Genomic DNA, 21,514 nt, shown 5'->3' with positions numbered 1-21,514 from the left:
TTACTACTCTAGGCATGGATTATCTAGACTTACACCTACTTAAGTAATAAAGATTTTATCCAAAAGTCATATTTTTATGATTTTATTGACTGTTCTTTGTTGTCAATAAGTATTTGGATAATATTTAATTCATTTGGTGAAATAGTAAACAAAAAAAGAATCGAGATTATTATATTTTTGTAAATTTCCAAAAAACTGATAGAAAAACTTGCTTTAAAATATCTTTTTTATTTTTTATCATTTATTATTTAATTTTTATAAATAAGTCAAAGTGCCACTCCGAAATTAAATAAGCAAGCCAAAAAATATTTTAATATATATCTATTTGTCTATGATTTTTGTATAAAAACATCTTTTTTATTTGTTAAAAAAATACACTTATGTCTAATGACATAGATTGTAATTATGCCACGCGATTGATGGAAATTCTCTCTCAACAATGTACAAATAGAGATGTCGGTATTGATATCAATAAATTTGCAAATACAAATTTAACTGATTAGGAGAAAAAAACATGGTTATAGGCGCGCGTAAAAGAGCTGTTGGTGCTTTTTCTCATCGTAGTGATGTAGAAAAGGCGTTGCAAGAACTAAAAGCTTCGGGCTTTTCAATGGATAGAGTTTCGGTCATCGCCAAAGATGCAGACCATAAAGATGATGTTGCAGGTACTGAAGTCCGGGAACGTGTAGGCGATAAAGCCGATGAAGGTGCCGCAGTTGGGGCAGTATCTGGTGGTGTTTTAGGCGGTGTGACTGGCTTGTTAGTCGGACTGGGGACTTTAGCAATCCCCGGAATTGGCCCCATCATGCTGGCTGGCGCAACAGCTACAACTCTAGCTACAACTCTAGCTGGCGCTGGTATTGGTGCAGCAGCAGGTAGCTTAGTTGGTGCATTAATTGGCTTAGGTATTCCCGAAGAAAGAGCCAGAGTTTATAACGAGCGAGTTGAGCGAGGACATTATTTGGTTGTCGTAGAAGGCACAGAGGCAGAACTTGCTAGGGCCGAAATAATTTTCAATCGCCACAGGATCGAAGAATATGGTGTTTATGACTACCCAGAAGACAGAGGTGTAACTACCAATGTTGCTCATAGGGATGTCTCTGCACAAACAACTCAACGGGCAATTGGTGTATATTCTCGTTATCGAGATGCAGAATTAGCAATTAGTGAACTGCGCGATGCCGGTTTCCCAATGGATCAGGTGTCTTTCATTGCTAAAGACACAAATGAGAAATCTATCGCCGGAGTAGATAGAAATACAGAAGTAGGTAATAAAACAGGCGAAGGAGCCAAAGCCGGAGCAGCTACCGGGGGTATGCTAGGTGGTTTAGGCGGCTTATTAGTTGGTTTAGGTGCCTTAGCTATTCCTGGTGCTGGGCCTGTGATTGCTGGTGGTGCAGTAGCGACTGCTTTAGCATCAACCGTAGCTGGCGGAGTCGTGGGTGCAGCGGCTGGTAGTTTAGTGGGTGCATTGGTTGGTTTAGGTATTCCCGAAGACAGGGCGCAAGTTTATAACGATCGCTTCCAAAGAGGTGATCACTTAGTGATTATCGATGGTACACCAACACAAATCCAGCAAGCTGAAGCTATTCTCAGACATCACGGTATTGAAGAATTTGCTACCTATGCTGCTACTGATGTTAATCGGGACTACGGCCAAGGGCTTGATCAAGTAAGACGTGAAGCCACACCTGGTTACTCAGCAACAAGCAGTCAAGATCCTGCGGTAGTGATTATTGACCGTCGGGATGAACGAGTTTAACTCCATTAATTTGGTTATTACTTCTGACAATTTCACTCTGTAGTAGTAGCAGGAGTAAAGAAACTTACTCTATGCTACTGTTGACAAACATCGACACATTTTCGGATTTTCAATTTTCGACCCAGAACTAAAGATATGAAAAAGCTAACTCCTTTCTTAATTAGTTGTGCCTTATTTTTAGGCGTTGCTGCTTGTAATGATACTGCCAGAACAGATAGTGCCGCGCCTGATGCTAACGAAGCTCCAGCAGCACCAACCGCACAAACAACACAAGAATCTCTAGAAGACTCTACAAGCGATACCCGCAGAAGACAGCTAGATGCTGATATTCGCGCTCGTGAAGAGCGAACTGCTGCCTTGAATCAAGCTCCTGGTGAAAGAAGACCAGAAGACTTAGCCAGCGAAGTTCGTTCTAAATTAGAAGCTAATATCCCTGACGGACTACTAACAGTTGAAGCAAACGATGAAGGTGTAGTCACCGTATCAGGAACTGTACCTGATCAGAATCAATTATCTAAAATTGAACCTTTGGCAAAAGAAATTTATGGCGTCAATAATGTAGTTGTGGATGCAGTTGTTGCTCCGCCCCAAGGTTAAGTTGGTGAATCACTAAGCCAATCAATTCACAAGATTGGGATTTTAGATGCGAAATTTTGTGAGCAAATCTCAATCTAAAATCTCAAATTTACAAACATATTATGACCCTGATTTTTCTCTTTATTGACATTCTATAATTTAGATATCAAGGCTGTATTTACACCACGACAAAACTATGGAACTCGAACAACAACAACTAGAATCTGTAAAATCATTCGATGCGATCGCACCAGGTGGTTTGCTAGCTCCCTCAGGAGGAGAAAATGCCGCTGACTTACCCAAGCTCCCCCCTGCTAGTGAACCTGAAAATCAATGGCAACAAACCGCTAGAGAAGTTTCTCGCTTTTTAACGCAAATACCTGAGTATTTAAGTCGGTTTTTTAATCAAAATCAACGTGCTGTAGTCAATATTGTTTTAGTGCTGACAGCAATTATTACCGTCAAAGTAATACTGGCAGTTCTAGATGCAATTAATGATATTCCCCTACTATCACCGCTTTTTGAGTTGACTGGTATTGGTTACTCAACTTGGTTTACCTTCCGTTATCTTCTCAAAGCCGAGACTCGTCAAGAATTAACTGAGGATGTACGCTCCCTCAAACACCAAATTTTGGGTGTTGACGAAGCTTAAAGCTGTTAGAGGATATTGGAAGCAATTTTATTTGATTTCTCAACCTTTAAAGAAGTAGATCCTCGGCTTAATTGAAGAAGTCGGGGATATTTTTATGTATGATTCATGGAAGATTGCTATTGAGCCTACCTCTCTAGATAGAACGGAGAAAATATTTGCCTAAAAATTACTTCTCAAGATAGTAGATATGCCACCTCGAATCCCATAATCTAGTTCAGGAAGTTATTCTACAAAACTCTTTAAAAAGGATATAACTTATGGCTAACGAATCATTTAATAAAGCAGTAGATTCATCCGAACGTGCAGAAGCAGATAATTACGATAGAGGAATAGTCCCTGCTGAAACTGCGGCTCGTAAAGAGAGAGAAGGCGGAAATTACAAAACACTCCCTACAGAAGAAAAACTGGGAGATGCAAAAACAAATGATCAAAGTGATAGCGAGAGCATCAACACCACTGACGGCTACACAATGGATAAAGAAGGCTTATTAAATAATTACGCAGTTGAACCGGAAATGTACTACGAAGTACCGGGAGATGCACGACAAAAAGCAGCAGAAGACAAAGCAGCTCGTGCTGAAGAACTTGCAGAAATTAATCAGGATCAAGAAGGTGAGTTGACAGAAATGGATGACAAGCGGGGTAAGGGGCCTGGAATAGTTTAATGTGAGTTAGAATCGGTCACTCAAAAAGATTTTGCTAAAACACCATCCCTTCTTTTACCCTTCTCTTGCTAATTCAGGAGAGGGTTTTTTAATGAGATTGCCGATTACCCAATGACAAAAGATTCCATTTCAGAATTATGCCATTTTCTTTGATGCCATTCAGCTATCAAAGGACGAACAACAAATTTAAGTTTTCCATCACCTTTAACATCAATGCGTAAACCTGAATAGGGTCGGTGTTTTTTAGAACCACTACCATTGCGACCAATGAAAAGATGCGATCGCGCCACTAGTTTATTTGTCCCGCCAATGGTTTCCCTTAAGTCTGAGCCTTCAGTTCTTTGGCGACGCAGACTATATCCACTACCGCCACAAACTATCCAGTTAATATAAGAATCACCATGTCCAGTATCCCCAGTCTGGAGGTGTTCTAAACAATGGGCGTGACCATTTAAAACTAAATCTACCAGAGGACGGTCTTCAGTGGGGGAACCGACTGCTTGGGCCACTGCATCTAGTACACCACGCAAGCGATCGCGTATAGCTAGAGTTTGCGCTTGTTCCCATTTAGTCGCTTCTGTGACATAGGGTGGATGGTGGAAATAAATCACTCTTCCCCGCACATCTTCAGTATTCCAAGATTCAATTAGTCTGCGTTTAAGCCACTCTAGTTGTTCAACATCAGTTACGGCTGTTTTGTCAGTGTATAACTGCTTGTCGATATCCACAATCAATTCTTCGATTTGCGACAGTTGACCCTGTAAATCATCTAGTCGCTCCGCTTCACTGGGATTATCAGGATTAAGTGTGGCTGAAGTTTCCATAATTTGTTGCTTTTCCTGCTCGAAATCCTGACGGCGCTGTTCTAAAACTCGGCGCTGTTCTTGACCGGCTTTTGTGCTTGGTAGTGGTGGCGGTTCATTAAATGTATTAGAGTCCAGAGCAAAAAAATCAACCCCGCGGTAGCTAAAAGTATAGTAGCGATTGGGCAAGCGGGTAAAGTGTCCTGGTTGATAGCTCAGACAGCGACCAGTGTTGGTTTGGGCTGTATAGTGTTTATCTAAATGTTGAGCTAACTCACTTGGTAGTTGAAACAGTTTTAGATAGTCCAAGAAAGCTTTGGCGTAAGCCCTACCTGTATCAGAACCACGCAAACCCACATCCAAATCTAACTGCGATCGCAATAAACGACGAATAGGTAGCGTAGTTAAGGAAAGTACACTCAAGACAATTGGTAAATCATAGTAATCATGATTTCCCGGTACAGGCAAAATGGGCAACTTAAAAACCATCTTGTCATAAGCAATGTCTTTGTAATGCTCTCCACCTACCAAAAACTCTCGGTAAGGCCGGATGAAATTTTGCTGATAGTATTCACTCGACCCCACCAAATAAATTACATCGCCGGTATGCAGCATAAAACTACATTCTTCATGGTGAGGTAGCATTATTTCCGCCACCTGTCGTTGGGGATTGTGACCCCGGTGACTACCAGTACCACTGTCACCTATAACCAAAAAAGAAAATTCACCATCATTAGCGGTGTCATCATCCAACACCAACCGAGTTTGATCAATACCCCGCTCTAAAATTAACGGGTCTTGCCATTTTACCCGTTGCTTCATCTTGCGAATTTTTTTAGCGATCGCCGGATCAGAAACGAGTTTCAAGGCAATTTACTCCTAAATCTGGTTTACTCTTCCCATCTCTCCATTATTCCTCAGAGTCTTTCATCTCAACTGTCAAATTAGGCAGTCCCTCTAATTTTTCCGTAGGTTCAATTTCTGGATTACCAGGGACAAAAATTTTTAAACCTGCTGGTATACAATAAATTTCAATGGGAGTCGTACCAATCATTTCCCCATCAACAACCACCTTTTGTGGGGGATCAGCGGTAATTTTAAATTTGTCTCCTCGCAAATAGCCAATATCATCTCGTTCTACTGCGTTACCTGTAGCAGCCGTTTGAAATAAGTGAAATGCCGCTGCGATCGCTCCTGCCTTACTTGTTGGGGCTACTATGGTCAAATCTAGTAATCCGTCATCATAAAGGATACCTGCTGGGCCTTGAGCAAAAACTGAACTCGCGGGTGCAGCATTGGCCACTGTTACGGCTGAAGCACTAGTTTTAATTATTCTGTCATCAGTTTCTATTTCTACATCAAAACTCTGTAAATTTCGCAGCTGTTGCACCCCTGCCAAAATATACGCCATGACTCCAAAGCGTTTTTTGGCTTCCCGGTCTGCCAGTTCTACTGTATCAGCTTCAAAGCCCACACCTGCCAATAACACCATCGGCCGACCATTACAATAAGCTGCATCTACACGCCGAGTTACTCCCTGTAAAATAGTTTGACAGGCGGCATCAATTGTGTCAGGAATCGTCAAGGCTGCGGCGAAAGCGTTGGCTGTTCCTCTAGAAATAATCCCAAATGGAATATCAGTCCCTACAACCGCAGTAGCAGCAGCCGAAAGTGTACCATCTCCGCCAGAAGCAATAATCGCATCAACTCCCCGCTCAACTGCCGCCTGAGCCAATTGATCAGCATCAAGTTCTTCAGTTGTAAAGTAAATATCCAGGTCAATTTCTGGCTCTAACATTGCCCGAATCTGCACCAGTTCTGTATCTGGGTCACCCTGACCCGCAACTGGATTAAAGATAAGGCAGGCGGAACGTTTCATAGGGTTAGGGATTACGTTTTGTAAATAAAAGCTTAAATTATTTCTAACTTTAATGTCAGATTATCATTCCCCTCTCAAATTATCACGTCTGTCTGGTGGTAGGTTTGCCTATGTATAGTTAAGAATGCGGATTTAAGAAAATTAGGACTTACTCACTCGCTACGAAAATCAAGGCTTTGACATTGCTTCCCTACGGTCGCAATGACGTTGAGTAATTCAAAAAAATGTAAACAAATGTAAAAAAAGTAAAAATAACCTTTACCTCAATTAGACAATAACAATCCGGTGACTCACCCACTGCGGTAGTCTAGATGAGAGTGAATGTATCGCCTGGTTTGACATATTGTTTTATGACTTCAGTTGTATCCAGTCCCCCACGCACCATCCGTATTGGTTCTCGGAAAAGTCAACTCGCCCTAGTTCAGACCTACTGGGTACGAGAGCAACTTCAAAAAAGTTTTCCTGATATCTGTTTTGAAGTCCATACCATGTCTACCCAAGGTGACAAAATCCTGGATGTAGCATTAGCCAAGATTGGCGATAAAGGACTATTTACTAAAGAACTTGAACTAGGAATGATCAATCAAGAGATTGACTTTGCGGTTCATTCTCTCAAAGATTTGCCGACTAATTTGCCAGAGGGATTAACCCTAGCAGCAATTACAGAACGGGAAAATCCGGCAGATGCTTTAGTGGTACACGAAAAGCATAAAGATAAACAAATTGAGACTTTGCCAGCAGGTGCAGTCATTGGCACATCTTCTTTGAGACGACTAGCACAACTACGTCATCATTTTCCGCATTTTACATTTAAAGATGTCCGGGGAAATTTGAATACACGGATGGCCAAACTAGATGCAGGCGAATATGATGCCCTGATTTTAGCAGCCGCCGGATTAGGGCGTTTAGGCATGGGCGATCGCATTCATCAAGTTCTCTCCAAAGAAATTTCACTCCACGCAGTGGGACAAGGTGCTTTAGGCATAGAATGTCGTGCAGATGACAATGAACTCATCAATTTACTGAAAGCCATTGAACATCCAGCAACGCGCGATCGCTGTCTAGCAGAAAGAGCATTTTTAAGGATACTCGAAGGCGGTTGTCAAGTACCCATTGGTGTAAATACAGAAATTGATGGTGATAACTTAACCCTCACAGGTATAGTTGCTAGCGTCGATGGACAAAAGCTAGTCAAAGACACCATTACTGGGACTGCCAACAACGCCGAAGCTATAGGCGCTGAATTAGCAGAATGCTTGCGACAACAAGGCGCACAAGAAATCTTAGAAGAAATTTTTACCGAGATCCAACGGGGTTCTTAAGCTATAGGGCAAGCAGATGTGCTTAGATAAGTAATCAGTGGACAGTAAACAGTTAACGGTGAAAACCTGATAACTGATAACTGAATAATTGAAAACTGATCAGCCGAACCGGGGAAATAAAAATTACCATGCGGATTCTATTCGTTGCAGCAGAGGCAGCTCCCGTCGCAAAAATTGGAGGAATGGGGGATGTTGTGGGAGCATTGCCCAAAATCTTGAGGAAAATGGGGCATGATGTGCGAATATTCATGCCTTACTACGGCTTCCTACCAGACAAAATGGAGATTCCCAAAGACCCGATCTGCTCTGGATACGCCATGTTCCAGGATTTTGCAGTTTACGAAAGCATTTTGCCTGGTACTGATGTTCCTTTATACTTATTTGGACATCCTGCTTTTTTACCCCGCCGGATTTATTCTGGAGACGATGAAGATTGGCGGTTCACTTTATTTGCTAACGGCGCAGCTGAATTTTGCTGGAATTACTGGAAACCAGAAATTATCCATTGCCATGATTGGCACACCGGCATGATTCCTGTGTGGATGCACCAAGACCCTGATATCAGTACCGTTTTCACTATTCACAACTTGGCTTATCAAGGGCCTTGGCGTTGGTATTTAGAGAAAATTACTTGGTGTCCTTGGTATATGCAAGGACACAACACGATGGCGGCTGCGGTGCAATATGCCGATAGGGTAAATACTGTTTCTCCCACTTATGCCGAGCAAATCAAGACAGCTGCTTACGGTGAAACGTTAGAAGGTTTACTGTCTTTTATTAGTGGTAAGTTATCGGGGATTATCAACGGCATAGACCTAGAAATATATGATCCCACAGACGACAAATACATTGCCCAACAATTCACCATCGATACCCTAGATAAACGACCAGCTAACAAAGTTGCTCTGCAAGAAGAAGTAGGATTAGAAGTGAACAAAAATGCCTTTTTAATCGGCATGGTGACACGCTTAGTCGAGCAAAAGGGTATTGATTTAGTATTGCAAATATTAGATCGCTTCATGGCATATACAGATGCCCAATTTGTACTGTTGGGAACAGGCGATCGCTATTACGAAACCCAAATGTGGCAGTTAGCATCCCGTTATCCCGGACGCATGGCAGTTTACCTACTATATAACGATGCCCTGTCTCGGAGAATTTACGCTGGTACTGATGCCTTCTTAATGCCTAGCCGATTTGAACCCTGCGGTATCAGCCAAATGATGTCTTTGCGCTACGGTTCGGTTCCCATTGTTCGCCGTACAGGTGGATTAGTTGATACTGTATTTCACCACGATCCCATGAATGCTGCTGGTACTGGCTATTGCTTTGACCGCTATGAACCACTAGATTTATTCACCTGTATGATTCGAGCTTGGGAAGGTTTCCGTTTCCAACCTCAATGGCAACAATTACAACAACGTGGGATGAGTACAGACTTCAGTTGGTACCAATCTGCTAAACAGTACGTGAAGTTGTATAGATCAATATTGGGCTTACCAGAAGAAGAGGAATCAACACCAGAACCACAGTTAGCAGTTCCGAGTTCGTAGTTGTTTCATCAGAAAAATGGGTAGAAACCCCGTCCTTCTAGGACGGCTTTACATGGAATTTGGTAAAATGTGAAGTATGGAAAAAGCCTACCGCTACCGTTTTTACCCAACTACCGAGCAAGAACAAATATTGCGCCGGACAATTGGCTGTGTGCGGTTGGTGTTTAACCGAGCATTGGCTTCCCGAACCGAAGCTTGGTATGAAAGGCAAGAACGAGTTGACTACGTTCAAACAAGTGCCATGTTGACACAGTGGAAAAAACTTGAAGCCCTTCAGTTTTTGAACGAGGTGAGTTGTGTACCACTGCAACAAGGCTTGAGACATCTGCAAACAGCGTTCACAAACTTCTCTGCGGGTAGGGCGAAATATCCCAATTTCAAAAAGAAGCGTAGCGGTGGCAGTGCAGAGTTTACCAAGTCTGCTTTCAAGTGGAAAGATGGACAAGTCTACTTGGCTAAATGTTCTGACCCATTGCCAATTAAATGGTCGAGGCAGTTGCCAAGAGGTTGTGACCCCACAACCATCACTGTCAAGTTTGACCCTTCTGGACGCTGGTTCGTTAGTTTGCGGATTAATGATCCTTCTGATGAAACCATGCAGCCAATTGATAGTGCTGTGGGATTGGATGTTGGTATTAGTAGTCTTATGACCCTGAGTACGGGTGAGAAGATTGCTAATCCCAAAGCGTTTGACAAGCACTATCAAAAGCTGAGAAGGGCGCAAAAGTCTTTGAGCCACAAACAGAAAGCCTCTCGCAACCGAGATAAAGCAAGACTCAAAGTAGCTCGTCTTCAAGCTAAAATTTCCGATTCTAGAATTGACCATCTGCACAAACTGACAACTCGACTGATTCGTGAAAACCAAACAATAGTAGTTGAGGACTTGGCAGTTAAAAACATGGTTAAAAATTCCAAACTTGCCCGTGCTATCAGCGATGCTTCCTGGGGCGAGATGATTAGGCAACTGGAGTATAAAGCTCTTTGGTACGGACGAACCTTGGTGAAAATTGACCGATGGTTCCCCAGTTCTAAGCGCTGTAGTAGCTGCGGTCACGTTGTTGATAAATTGCCGTTGAATATCAGGGAGTGGGATTGCCCAAATTGTGGGGCGCACCACGACCGGGACATCAACGCAGCTAAAAACATTTTGGCGGTAGGACACACCGTTACAGTCTGTGGAGCGAACATAAGACCTGATAGGCATAAGTCTAAAGGGCAGTTGCGTAGACCCGAAGGGGCGTGCGTAAGCAAAACCCGTGAGGGAAGGAAACAGAAACCTAAATCGTGAGGTTTAGGAATCACCGTGGCTTTAGCCCGTTGAGGATGTCAAAGTTGAGAATTTAGCCTACGCTCGAAATAGAGACGCTTTTAGTCAAGCGTTGAATTTTCGTAGCGAACCCAACACTTGTCATGCAACTTGCCCCAAAAACCAAGCTTACTCCAGAAACAGCCCCTACTTCCGAGAAAATTATCCTTGATGTTGGCGGAATGAAATGTGCTGGGTGCGTTAGTGCTGTAGAGCGACAGCTAACTCAACATCCAGGAGTCAAGAGCGCCTGTGTAAATCTGGCTACAGAGGTAGCTGTTGTAGAGTCGGAAGCTGGTGCAGTAGATGCAGATGCCTTAGCACAGCGATTAACAACAGCGGGATTTCCCTCTCAACCCCGTCAAGCTAGCAATCAAGTTGCAGGTGGCACAACCCTCCAAGATCCCGAAGAACGGCAGCGCCAAGAAATGCGTTCTGCCCGCCAGCAGTTGATGATTGCGGGGATATTGCTAGTTTTGTCGGGAATTGGTCACTTTACCAGCATGGGTGGGGCTGTATTACCAGTATTAAATAACATCTGGTTTCACTGTGGATTAGCCACAGTTGCCATCCTGATTCCCGGACGACCGATTTTAGTGGATGGTTGGCGGGGCTGGCGACGCAATGCGCCCAATATGAATACCTTGGTGGGTTTGGGAACATTAACAGCCTACACAGCAAGTTTAGTGGCGTTGTTGTTTCCCCAAATTGGTTGGGAATGCTTCTTTGACGAACCAGTGATGATGTTGGGCTTTATCCTTTTGGGTAGGACATTAGAAAAACAAGCCAGAGGAAGAGCCGCCGCCGCATTCAGACAATTGTTGGCACTCCAACCCCAAGTAGCGCGATTGATTCCCAACCCAGACCCAGAGAAACTAGGATTAGGGTCAAATATTGTCGAGATACCCGCCGAACAGGTACGTGTGGGTGAATGGTTGCAGGTACTACCAGGGGATAAAATTCCCGTTGATGGTGAGGTGCGCTTTGGGCAAACAACAATAGATGAATCGATGTTGACGGGAGAAGCCGTACCAGTTATGAAGCAGCCAGGGGATGTAGTGGCAGCAGGCACTTTAAATCAATCAGGAGCGATCGCTATCCAAGCCACCCGTATCGGTAGTGATACCACCTTAGCTCACATCGTCGCCTTAGTCGAAACTGCCCAAACTCGTAAAGCCCCAGTCCAGAAATTAGCTGATACAGTCGCCGGTTACTTTACCTACGGTGTGTTAACAGCCTCAGTTTTAACGTTTATCTTTTGGTACTTTTTCGGCACTCACATTTGGGATCTTGCCACCTCTAGTGGCATGGAAATGGCTCATCATTCCCCACTCCCTACTGCCGATTCCCGATTCCCCACTTCTCCACTCCTCACCAGCTTAAAACTAGCGATCGCCGTGATGGTTGTGGCTTGTCCCTGTGCTTTGGGGCTAGCTACTCCTACAGCTATTCTTGTGGGTACTGCCATCGGTGCAGAACGAGGTCTATTAATTAAAGGTGGTGATGTTTTAGAAAAAGTACATCAGTTGGATACAGTTGTCTTTGATAAAACAGGCACTCTGACTACAGGTAATCCCACGGTTACCGATTGTCTACCCCTTGGGGAAATAGGTAACGGCGAACCCCAGACACTGCTCCAACTAGCCGCAGCCGTAGAAAGTGGTACTTACCACCCCCTAGCAAAAGCGATTCAGCAAGCAGCGCAGCAACAAGATTTATCTATCCCCGATGCAGTGGACTTTCACACTGAACCCGGATTGGGTGTGTCGGCCATGGTTGAAGGTAAGTTTGTGCTGTTAGGGAATTGGGAATGGTTGAGTAAACACGGCGTCCCTCTCGATGAAACCGCACAACAGTTAGCGCAGCAGCTAGCAGCAGCAGGTAAAACAGTGGTGGGTGTAGCAGTAGAGGACAGTTTAGCAGGATTAATTGCCGTTCAAGATACCCTCAGAGCAGATGCCCAAAGTACAGTAGATCAGTTACGCCAGATGGGTTTACGGGTAATACTTCTCAGTGGCGATCGCCCAGAAGCAGCTCATGCCATAGCTCAACAATTAGGTCTAGATAGTACGGATGCGATCGCAGGTGTTCTCCCCAGCAAAAAAGCGGCTGTTATTCAAGAATTACAAGCCAAATCTGCATCTCATGTGGCAATGGTGGGTGATGGTATTAATGATGCTCCAGCCTTATCACAAGCAGATGTGGGAATTGCCTTATATTCCGGCTCAGACGTAGCTATGGAAACTGCCGAAATTGTCTTGATGCGGGATTGTTTAAATGACGTTGTGGCATCCATTCAACTGAGTCGTGCCACCTTCAACAAAATCCGCCAGAATTTATTCTGGGCTTTTGCCTATAATACTATCGGCATTCCTTTAGCCGCAGGTGTTTTGTTACCCACTGTTGGTTTTGTCCTCAGTCCCTCCGGCGCAGCAGCATTAATGGCTTTTAGCTCTGTGAGTGTTGTCACCAACTCAATTTTATTAAGGCGGCTAGCTCATCGCTTGTGAAAAACTGCCAGTGAATATGTCAACCAAATACTGATTTTTGCCATCTCAGGTTAAACTAAATCGATAGTTAGGTGTTACGCATCTTATAAAATTTGTTGAGATTCCTTCTGGAGCTACAACAATCATAGAGTAGAGCAACCATGTTCTACTCTTACGAGTAAGTAGGTATTTGATTCTGATTCCCACTCAAGACTACAGACTGTAGTGCATGATCGGGGCAGAAAAAAATACCGCACAAATCTTGATTAATTACACTTCCAGCGACTGTAGCAAAGATGCATCAATGGCAACTGAAACTAATGAAAACCATCTACTAATTCTTGAAGACGACCAAGGTCGTAAGGAATTTTCTTTGGAACATCCCATCTACTCCCTGGGTAGAGACCGCGAGTGCAATATCCGTTTAATGTCTCAGTTTGTCTCTCGCCGCCATGCTACATTAGTGAGACTGCCACGAGACAATAATAGTCGTAGCTATTATTATCGGATTGTCGATGGTGATGCCAAAGGTAAGTCTAGTGCCAACGGTCTGATGATTAATGGACGCAAGATGCCAGCTCACGATCTCAAAAATGAAGATGAGATCGTTTTTGGGCCTCAGGTACGTGCTATTTATTATCTATTAAAAAATACTGAGCGGTCTAGTCAAACGGATTCTAGCGAGTATGATATTACACTCATTAATCCTGGAATGACAGAAGACTTAGAAGATTGAAAAGATTTCTGTTTAGCTAGGGTTTCATTATTAGCTGACGGAATTTTTTAATTTCAGATGTGTGGCTAGCTAACTTTTCACGGTATCTGGAAAACCTCTCTCTAAATCTCTCTCCTGCGAGGCGAGAGACTTTGAATTGCTGATTTGGAAGTTGGATTTTCCGGGGACTTTTCCACATGACGTGAAAAGTCAGGTGTGGCTAGAGCTAACTTTAGCCACATTAGATTTTTTGGTTATCGAGTAGTTGCCGAGTAGCTTATGGCAAAAATAAATTATCATAAGTTTTGTTCAACATTACTCTTTCAACTAGCAAGACTTTCAATCAGATGCCAATGACGACAATCTTCAATTGACTGTTTAACGAATTCAAATAATTTTCGACAGTGATTATTTACTTGCAGTGGTAGTTCCTCATTTTTCATCACAATGCTCATTCGGGTTTCTGTTTCGGTAGCAGTCGATCTATCAATCAAAACTTCTACTTTGACCATCTTAGAAAAAGAAATACTACCAGGAATTTCACGAGCCAAAATGTAATCAGTTGTGTAGTATTGAAGTTCCAAATCACAATCCTGAAGAAGTTCTCCAACTAAAGGCTGGAGATGTTCAATAGGAATAGCAAGAAGAAATGAACATATATAGCGAGCCATAATAGCCCCACACCTTGCAACAATCCGTTCATCATATAATACCCTGGTATCTTGACAAATCTATTATCGACCCCACCAAGCAAGGGCAAATTGCGCCATCAAAATTGAAACCACCAAATCGCCAGATAATGTAAGTTAAAAATTAGATAAAAAATTTTAGAATAAGAGTTTGCCGGAGGAGCAGATGAAGGTAGCAATTACTGGAGCAACAGGATTTGTCGGTAAACGTTTAGTAGAAAAACTCCAGAAAGATGGTCATAGAGTACTGGTGTTAACCCGTAATACCACCTCTGCTCAGAAAATTTTTCCATCTGGGACTTTTCCTAATGTAGAAATTGTTGCTTATACACCCACAATATCTGGTGCTTGGCAGGATGCGATCGCTGGTTGTGATGGAGTGGTAAATCTAGCCGGAGAACCCATTGCCGAGGAACGCTGGACACCAGAACAAAAACAGAAAATCCTCAACAGCCGCCAGCTAGGTACACAGAAAATAGTCGAAGCCATAGCTAAAGCTAGTCCTCAGCCTACTGTTTTAGTCAATGCATCGGCTATTGGCTACTATGGAACCAGCGAAACTGCTACCTTTGATGAAAATAGTTCATCCGGTAACGATTTTTTAGCTCAAGTCTGTCAAGCCTGGGAAGCAGAAGCGCAAAAAGTAAAAACCGCTGGTGTGCGCCTAGTCGTTTTGCGTTTTGGCATTATTTTAGGTAAAGGTGGTGCCTTAAGTAAAATGATTACGCCTTTCCAACTGTTCGCAGGTGGGCCCATTGGTAGTGGTCGGCAGTGGTTTTCGTGGATTCACGTAGATGATGTAGTAAATCTAATACTTCAATCTTTAACTAAAGCCGAAATATCAGGAGTATATAATGCCACCGCACCTCATCCCGTACGTATGGCAGATTTCTGTCACACCTTGGGACAAGTGATGCATCGTCCTTCCTGGTTACCTGTTCCTGGCTTTGCACTCGAAGCCCTTTTAGGAGACGGGGCAATGGTAGTTTTAGAAGGTCAACAAGTCATACCTAAACGTACCTTAGAGGCAGGTTTTGAGTATGAATATCCTCAGTTACCATCAGCACTGACACAAATTATTTCCCCACAAGGGAGCGGTGACTAATCAGCCTGAAATTTGCGGGAAACCCAACTGATCAAACCGCTAAGAATAGCACCACCCATGAGGATGCCTATTGCGGGGTTAAACACAGGCTGCCAAAGTTGATGCCATAAATCTAGACCGAGGTTAACACCCGCAGCATCGCCAATGGCGGCGATGACTAACCAGCCAAAGCCAAACAAAACTAAGAACACGTCAGCAACTAAAACTAGGTTGAGCCAGTTTAAAAATTTGTCTTTCATAAGGGATTGGGGAACTCGGGGCCCCCTCTGGGGATAAGGGGTAATGGGGACTGGGGTAATAGGGACTGGGGTTCATTAGCCCCTAGCCCCTAGCCTTTACTCTTCAAACAACCAATTTTTGACCTTTACCAAACTCTGCCAATCTGGTTTTCTGGTTAAACCATCTTCAATGCTGTCTTTGATTTCATCGTGCCATTCTTGGTTGACAAACATTAATTGTTTGACAAAATCAATGTGCTGTCGCAACCCTTTTTGACCCGTTTCTAACATTGATAGGGCGAGATTAACTCTCGCTTGTGGGTCTTGGGGATTTAACTTTACTGCCTTCTGTGCCGCTTTGTAAGCCAAGTTAGCCTTGTTCTCTAGCAAATACAACCAAGCTAGACAAATCCAAGCTGAACTGGTTTTAGGGGCGCGATCGCACACTTCTTTAAATACAGGGATTAAAGATTCTGGTGATTCGCCAGCTTTATAGCGTTCCAAACCTGTATCAAACAGGAACTCAACTGTTTGAGCCATAAGAAATTTAGTTAATAGTCATTTAGTCGGTCGTTAGTGGTCAGTTACCATTGACCACTGACAACTGATAATCTTACACTCCAAACGACTTGCCGCAACCACAGGTTTGAGCGGCATTGGGATTAGTGAATTGAAAACCGCCACCAATCATGGCATCGCTGTAATCGAGCATTAAGCCGTAGAGATATAACAGGCTCTTGCGATCGCAAACGATTTTAAAACCGTCATAGTCAAAAACTTCATCCTGAGGGGTGATCTTACTAGTGTCCTCAAAGTCCATCATGTAAGACATTCCAGAACAACCACCTTGACGAACTCCCACTCGTAAGCACAGTTCGTTACCTTGCTTTTGCTGCAAGGATTTGACTTGGAGCAAGGCTGATTCACTCAGTTGAATTCCCCGCTGTTGAGACTGAGTTACTTGTGTCATTTGCTTATTCAACTCCTGAAGTAGTTTAACCCGTAACCTGTATAGGCTGTTATGACCTAAAGTTACTATGCTAGTTTTTGTATACATTCTAGCGACATTGATATCGTTAAAGTTGCCAAATTGTAAACACTCCGTCAAAAGTAGCCAAAGATTTTTATTCTAGAATTGAGGGATTCGGTATTTCTGGAGTGCAAGCCTTGTGTCCACCTGAGTTACATGCATTCTTCAGGTTAGCCAGGAAAATTTTACCTGAGGCTAGTCATTCCCAATAATTTACTGCCAAATAGCTTCTTTTTCTACTCTATGACAAGTTTTAATCGCTCTACCAGTCGTCGATTGAAGACATTAACTCAAATTCCTTCTGTATGGGAGGGCGATCGCCGTCCAATGTCGTCATCACAAATGCAACATTCAGATTCAGAGGGTACAGGTGAATGTATTCTTTGGGTAGATGGCTCACAAGGTGTTGTCCGCGGCATGGACATGGTACCCCCAGAAACTGGCCCTGAGGCAATTGTTCGCACCTTAATGCGCGCTATGGAGCATCCTCACAGTCCCGGCAAACCTGCTAGACCCCAAAAAATTTTAGTCAAAGACCGGGAAATTCAATTTTACCTGCGCGGCGTATTGCAAGATTTGGATATTGCCATTGACTATGCCCCCGAATTGCCTTTGATAGATGAACTGTTTCGTGGGTTTAACGAAATCCTCGATAGTCAAACTCCCGATTTACCCCCACAGTATGCACAAGCCTTGCATGAGAAAGCTTTAGCGCTTTGGCAAGCAGCACCTTGGGAATTTTTAGAAGAACAACAAATCTTGTCCATAGAGATTAATAAGTGGGATATTGGTACACTTTACGCCTCAGTGATGGGAATGCTGGGGATGGAATATGGGGTATTATTTTATCGCTCGGAAGATTCTTTAAAGCAGTTCCGCGCCGCAGTTTTACAGGATGACGATTCACAAGGGCGTTTAGAAGCAGCTTTCCTTCAGCAAGATTGCTTTTTTCTCACCTTTGAGGATGAAGACGACAGCGATGAATATGAGGATGAAAATGATTTTTTAGATTTATCCTCATCAGAAATGACGGCAACGTTTGGCAATATTCATCCCTTAGAAGGCCTGCGTTCGGTTTTGTATGAAGAAGAAGCACTGGCAGTTTTTGTGGCTTTAGAAAGTCTTTGCCGCTTTATTCGTGATCATCGCCGCCAATTGAATAATGACACTGACACCTTTGCCAGTCTTAGCCGTCGCTATCGCATTTCTCCTCCTAAATCAGAAGATTCATCAATTAAAGCCGTGTCTGTAACTGTCTCTACCATGCCGCAGTTGGCAGATGAATTAGAGGAAATGGCAGGCTTTGATGTTCATGAGCTAGAAATGGAGGAAGAAGACTTACCTATTTTTCCTTCTTTGCGAGATGATTTGATACCAGAAGACTCTTTTCTCAGTCTGGGAGTCATCTCTTGGGAAATGCTAGATTACTTGCGACAAGGTGTGAAACATCGGCAAGCGGGTGAAGTACCAAAAGTTGGTGATGGATTGCCGATAATTTTAATTCAAACTTCCCGCCCCAAGGCTAAAAATGTCATTGAAAATATTGAAGCAGCAGGCGGACTCCAAGCAATTTGCTTTAACCCTGGGACTGATCCTTTCGATGGCGATCGCTACGACTTGGGTTTGTTGCAAACTCAAAATAGCGAATTATTTTTGTTTGGTGAATTTTTAGATGAAGATCCAACTCATATGGAAGCCCGGCAAAAATGGAATCAACGGTGTAAGAATACCAAGGGTTATTGTGGTTTGATTATTGCCAAAGGATTAACAGGAGCTTCCCGAGGAAATCCTCAATTGCGAGATATGATGGCTTTGTTTGAGGCGCGATCTCTGTCACCTCAAGAGTTAGGTCTTGGTACTCTCCAACTTATGCCGCAATTAGAATTGGAATAAAAACCGACAATAACTACATATTAAGGATAAAAATCACCAAGCTCTATGTCTAACGGCAGGCTGATGCTCATGGGTGCTTACCGCCCTTGGCTTGCCTGAGGCATCACCCGTTAAGCTGAAAAACTGGCATTTTTGCCTTGCAGTCACCACAAGAGAGAAAACCCACAAGGTGCTGCTCTCTCAATTTAACAATTAATGAATCTATAGGATTCCTATTTGATTTTTGAACAAATTAAGTACCAATCGAAAAGGCTTATTCCCTACTCCCCACTCCCTATTCCCTACTCCCAGCCTACGCAAGTCAGTTCAATAATCAAAGCGGATCACTATAGTACTCCAGGGTATAAATGTGGATACCCTTTTAAAAGGTTCAAAAGCCCAAGATAAAAGCTTTTTGACTTTTGCCAAAAGTTGTAAGGAAAGAAATCCTCCTGGCAAGCTTTTTAATACAAATTTTGGCTTCCGCATTGCGGTACTAGTAATACCTATAAGAATCATATTTGATTTATGAAAAATCTCAGTACAACATAAAAAGCCTTTTTCTCACTCCCTACTCCCTACTCCCCACTCCCAGCCTACGCAAATAATTTTAGGAATCAAACCGGATTCCTATATGATCGGACAATACTTCATGGCAATTTCATAAAGTATGTATATTCTCATTGTTATTCAGTAAATTTATAGGCAAATTAAGCCACGTAAAAATATCTAAATGCTCAATTAATAAGCAGCAAAAATTTGTGTTTTATCAATTTAATCTCGATAGTCTTAATATCTTCATATATTATGAGGTTTTGAAACTTATATAGCTTCATAATCTGTCAACAGAGTTAACTCAAACTTTAGATATTATATTTTTACTTCATGTTTTTTTTATAAAGTAACAAGTTTTTCTAAAACAGCTTTTTAATAAAGATTATTTAAAGTATAAAAATCACAGTTATAATAGCCTTAACACTGAAAGCAGAGGTCGTTATGCCTGGACAATAACACTAGCTAATGGATAGTCTTTATCGATATTAGGAGGAATACAATAATAGTTTTCGCCAGATTTGTAGATGCTAGTTAAGCCAATCTCCAAAAATATGTCACATTTGGATAAAACATCATGACCCATTAAATGCCAAGTTCAGATAAAGTATCATTCCCCAGTAAACCAGACAAACTTAAGTAATTCATCTCCATTCTCATGATTCAATAATTAAAAGAATGAGAATCATTCTTGTCATCTTCTAACTCTTGCTTAAGGATGATAGTGTGAATGTCTCATTAATCCGCTTGTGGTAAACAGTGGTTTATTGTAAAAAGTTGTTCATCCAAGAAAGTTTGGTTGCCTACATTCCATATCAGCGACTTCTCCTAATTTATTTGAGAATCAAGACTAGTACCCCCAGGCGGACGCTGAAAGTCAAAAAGCTTATATAAACAGCTTTTCACTTCTTGAAAAGGGTTACTCTGTTTACGTCTTGGAGTACTAGTTAATTGCTACCATCGCCTTGAGAAATGAAACTGCTAGCTTGTACTAGATAATTAGTTTGTACTTTGTGGACTTGAAAAAGCAGAAGATAGTATGAGACAACAGGAAAAAATGACTTACTTTGATCTAGTAATTTGAGGTCATTGGCTAGGTAACTATCCAGTTGTCATGGCATGGAATAGATGAAGACAAAACCTAAATTTCATCTGAATCGCCATTGCTTATTAGTGAAGTACTTGAAGGTGATTACTCACCATACTAGTAAATGTACGTACACTAGAGCCAGTCTAAATGCTATTAATTTCCTGTCTATCCACAAATATTTTCTCATACAAGGTTCCTTAACCTTTAAAGGCAGAAAACGTCAAATTATTTTTATCTAGATAAATTGGAGAAATCTTGATTAAGTGAATAATAGATATTTCAGTTCATTTAGAGAATTGAATTGTCAAGCTTTGATGAACATCTTGCTGGTGTCATTGTTATTACCACAGAGTCTGTGATACCTTCCCTGTCACAACGGTGATTCTATTCTTATACTTTATTGGACAATGATCAATACATTTGACAAAGAGGACTTTTTTCATGTTCACGGCATTACTTGTTTCTGGTCACAAACTCTGATAATGTTATCGTCTTCATGGTGAGTAAATTGGTTTTTTAATGGTGTTAATATACAGCAGATAGCATGATAATGACTAATAAAAAATGGGCCGTAAAACGTATCACTGTCAATTTGGCAACACAGGAAGCAGAAAAACTAGAAAACTATTGTCAGATGACAGGTAGACCTGCAACCGATGTGATTCGTGAACTGATTAGAGGGTTACCTGTTTCAGATGACGGTAAAGAAGCAAACAAATAAGTAGGAATTGTGGTTTTACGGCTTCGTAGATCATCACTTTTTCCCACAAAAAATACTTGTCATGCTCTTTCTAGTCTCCATCCACTAAAGAGAGTTTGTATTCCCAATAAAGACGCTTTGGCACAAGATGAGCGAGTTGTTCATCAGAGTTCCAAGAAGTAATAAAGGGAAATTTATTATCAGAAGGCATTATCAGCCTGTTGTGCATCTACATACTCAAAAATACCCAGTGAAAAAATGATGGCGACAGATGGATGAAAGGAACCCATGTGTACGAAGAGATTCCCATTATTGCTGATTCAGCAGTTGCTAATGGAGAGGTTTTACATTCGGTACAATGGGTTACCCAACTTGTAGCACGTGGTCTGGAAATCCCTAATACTGTACTACTTCACCAAAATCTCAAATCTTCCATCCAAAATGGTATGACTTGAGAGCAGTAGGCAATTCCGACACCAACCCAGCTTAGTGGTGCAGAAAAGTCTTGAACCGCTTGTATACCAGGAGTCTGACTG

18 protein-coding genes are annotated in these 21,514 nt (G+C 42.3%); 12 read left to right on the top strand and 6 right to left on the bottom strand.

All coding sequences use genetic code 11. The features are described from left to right. Positions 1-514 precede the first annotated feature (514 nt). The 4 genes from ACM0OS_RS10910 (at position 515) to ACM0OS_RS10895 (ending at position 3,655) form a co-directional block, all read left to right on the top strand. Positions 515-1,762 carry a general stress protein gene (locus ACM0OS_RS10910; protein WP_414543204.1) on the top strand — a complete coding sequence of 416 codons (1,248 nt, stop codon included), beginning with the start codon at positions 515-517 and terminating at the stop codon, positions 1,760-1,762. A 135-nt stretch (positions 1,763-1,897) separates the two neighbouring features. Beyond that, positions 1,898-2,359 carry a BON domain-containing protein gene (locus tag ACM0OS_RS10905; protein ID WP_414543203.1) on the top strand — a complete coding sequence of 154 codons (462 nt, stop codon included), beginning with the start codon at positions 1,898-1,900 and terminating at the stop codon, positions 2,357-2,359. Positions 2,360-2,534: 175 nt separating this feature from the next. Next, complete coding sequence (locus tag ACM0OS_RS10900; RefSeq protein ID WP_414543202.1) at positions 2,535-2,990, top strand: CAAD domain-containing protein; 456 nt, start codon at positions 2,535-2,537, stop codon at positions 2,988-2,990. 257 nt (positions 2,991-3,247) lie between these two features. After that, positions 3,248-3,655, top strand: coding sequence for a hypothetical protein (locus ACM0OS_RS10895; RefSeq protein ID WP_414543201.1), 408 nt, complete (start codon positions 3,248-3,250; stop codon positions 3,653-3,655). A 104-nt stretch (positions 3,656-3,759) separates the two neighbouring features. Here ACM0OS_RS10895 and ACM0OS_RS10890 read toward each other — a convergent pair whose 3' ends face one another. Both ACM0OS_RS10890 and ACM0OS_RS10885 read right to left on the bottom strand, forming a co-directional pair. Continuing rightward, positions 3,760-5,325 (bottom strand): metallophosphoesterase family protein, encoded by a 1,566-nt coding sequence (locus ACM0OS_RS10890; RefSeq protein WP_414543200.1) that lies wholly within the window; start codon positions 5,323-5,325, stop codon positions 3,760-3,762. A gap of 43 nt (positions 5,326-5,368) precedes the next feature. Next, positions 5,369-6,337: a YegS/Rv2252/BmrU family lipid kinase gene (locus ACM0OS_RS10885; protein ID WP_414543199.1), complete on the bottom strand. Its 969-nt coding sequence runs from the start codon at positions 6,335-6,337 to the stop codon at positions 5,369-5,371. Between the two features lie 350 nt (positions 6,338-6,687). Here ACM0OS_RS10885 and hemC point away from each other — a divergent pair, with 350 nt between their 5' ends. The 5 genes from hemC to ACM0OS_RS10860 all read left to right on the top strand — a co-directional run bounded on the left by hemC (position 6,688) and on the right by ACM0OS_RS10860 (position 13,743). Beyond that, on the top strand, positions 6,688-7,659 hold the full coding sequence (gene hemC / locus ACM0OS_RS10880) for a hydroxymethylbilane synthase (protein WP_414543198.1): 972 nt from the start codon (positions 6,688-6,690) through the stop codon (positions 7,657-7,659). A gap of 128 nt (positions 7,660-7,787) precedes the next feature. After that, a complete protein-coding gene (gene glgA / locus ACM0OS_RS10875; RefSeq protein ID WP_414543197.1) occupies positions 7,788-9,212 on the top strand; it encodes a glycogen synthase GlgA in 1,425 nt (474 codons plus the stop codon). 76 nt (positions 9,213-9,288) lie between these two features. Next, positions 9,289-10,500, top strand: a complete 1,212-nt coding sequence (locus ACM0OS_RS10870) for an RNA-guided endonuclease InsQ/TnpB family protein (RefSeq protein WP_414543196.1) — start codon at positions 9,289-9,291, stop codon at positions 10,498-10,500. Positions 10,501-10,622: 122 nt separating this feature from the next. After that, positions 10,623-13,028, top strand: a complete 2,406-nt coding sequence (locus ACM0OS_RS10865; RefSeq protein ID WP_414543195.1) for a heavy metal translocating P-type ATPase — start codon at positions 10,623-10,625, stop codon at positions 13,026-13,028. Between the two features lie 208 nt (positions 13,029-13,236). Further along, positions 13,237-13,743 carry an FHA domain-containing protein gene (locus ACM0OS_RS10860; protein ID WP_414543194.1) on the top strand — a complete coding sequence of 169 codons (507 nt, stop codon included), beginning with the start codon at positions 13,237-13,239 and terminating at the stop codon, positions 13,741-13,743. Positions 13,744-14,045: 302 nt separating this feature from the next. Here the strand turns inward: ACM0OS_RS10860 and ACM0OS_RS10855 are convergent, their stop codons facing one another. Next, positions 14,046-14,393, bottom strand: coding sequence for a hypothetical protein (locus tag ACM0OS_RS10855; protein ID WP_414543193.1), 348 nt, complete (start codon positions 14,391-14,393; stop codon positions 14,046-14,048). Between the two features lie 184 nt (positions 14,394-14,577). Here ACM0OS_RS10855 and ACM0OS_RS10850 point away from each other — a divergent pair, with 184 nt between their 5' ends. Beyond that, complete coding sequence (locus tag ACM0OS_RS10850; protein WP_414543192.1) at positions 14,578-15,516, top strand: TIGR01777 family oxidoreductase; 939 nt, start codon at positions 14,578-14,580, stop codon at positions 15,514-15,516. On the opposite strand, the gene ACM0OS_RS10845 is transcribed toward ACM0OS_RS10850, so the two are convergent. The 3 genes from ACM0OS_RS10845 to ACM0OS_RS10835 form a co-directional block, all read right to left on the bottom strand. Beyond that, a complete protein-coding gene (locus ACM0OS_RS10845) occupies positions 15,513-15,755 on the bottom strand; it encodes a hypothetical protein (RefSeq protein WP_414543191.1) in 243 nt (80 codons plus the stop codon). The two genes, ACM0OS_RS10850 and ACM0OS_RS10845, sit on opposite strands and share 4 nt — an antisense overlap. A 96-nt stretch (positions 15,756-15,851) precedes the next feature. Then, positions 15,852-16,274, bottom strand: coding sequence for a tetratricopeptide repeat protein (locus ACM0OS_RS10840; protein ID WP_414543190.1), 423 nt, complete (start codon positions 16,272-16,274; stop codon positions 15,852-15,854). Between the two features lie 73 nt (positions 16,275-16,347). Beyond that, a complete protein-coding gene (locus ACM0OS_RS10835) occupies positions 16,348-16,704 on the bottom strand; it encodes an iron-sulfur cluster assembly accessory protein (RefSeq protein WP_414543189.1) in 357 nt (118 codons plus the stop codon). A gap of 303 nt (positions 16,705-17,007) precedes the next feature. Here ACM0OS_RS10835 and ACM0OS_RS10830 point away from each other — a divergent pair, with 303 nt between their 5' ends. Continuing rightward, a complete protein-coding gene (locus ACM0OS_RS10830) occupies positions 17,008-18,657 on the top strand; it encodes a DUF6930 domain-containing protein (RefSeq protein ID WP_414543188.1) in 1,650 nt (549 codons plus the stop codon). A gap of 2,165 nt (positions 18,658-20,822) precedes the next feature. Next, positions 20,823-20,999: a CopG family transcriptional regulator gene (locus ACM0OS_RS10825; protein ID WP_414543187.1), complete on the top strand. Its 177-nt coding sequence runs from the start codon at positions 20,823-20,825 to the stop codon at positions 20,997-20,999. Positions 21,000-21,514 lie beyond the last annotated feature (515 nt).

It is taken from the genome of Nostoc sp. CCY0012 (assembly GCF_963920855.1).
Taxonomy (GTDB): Bacteria; Cyanobacteriota; Cyanobacteriia; order Cyanobacteriales; family Nostocaceae; genus Cyanocohniella.
Note: the sequence above shows the minus strand (reverse complement) of the source record. Positions and strands in the feature narration are given on the sequence as shown.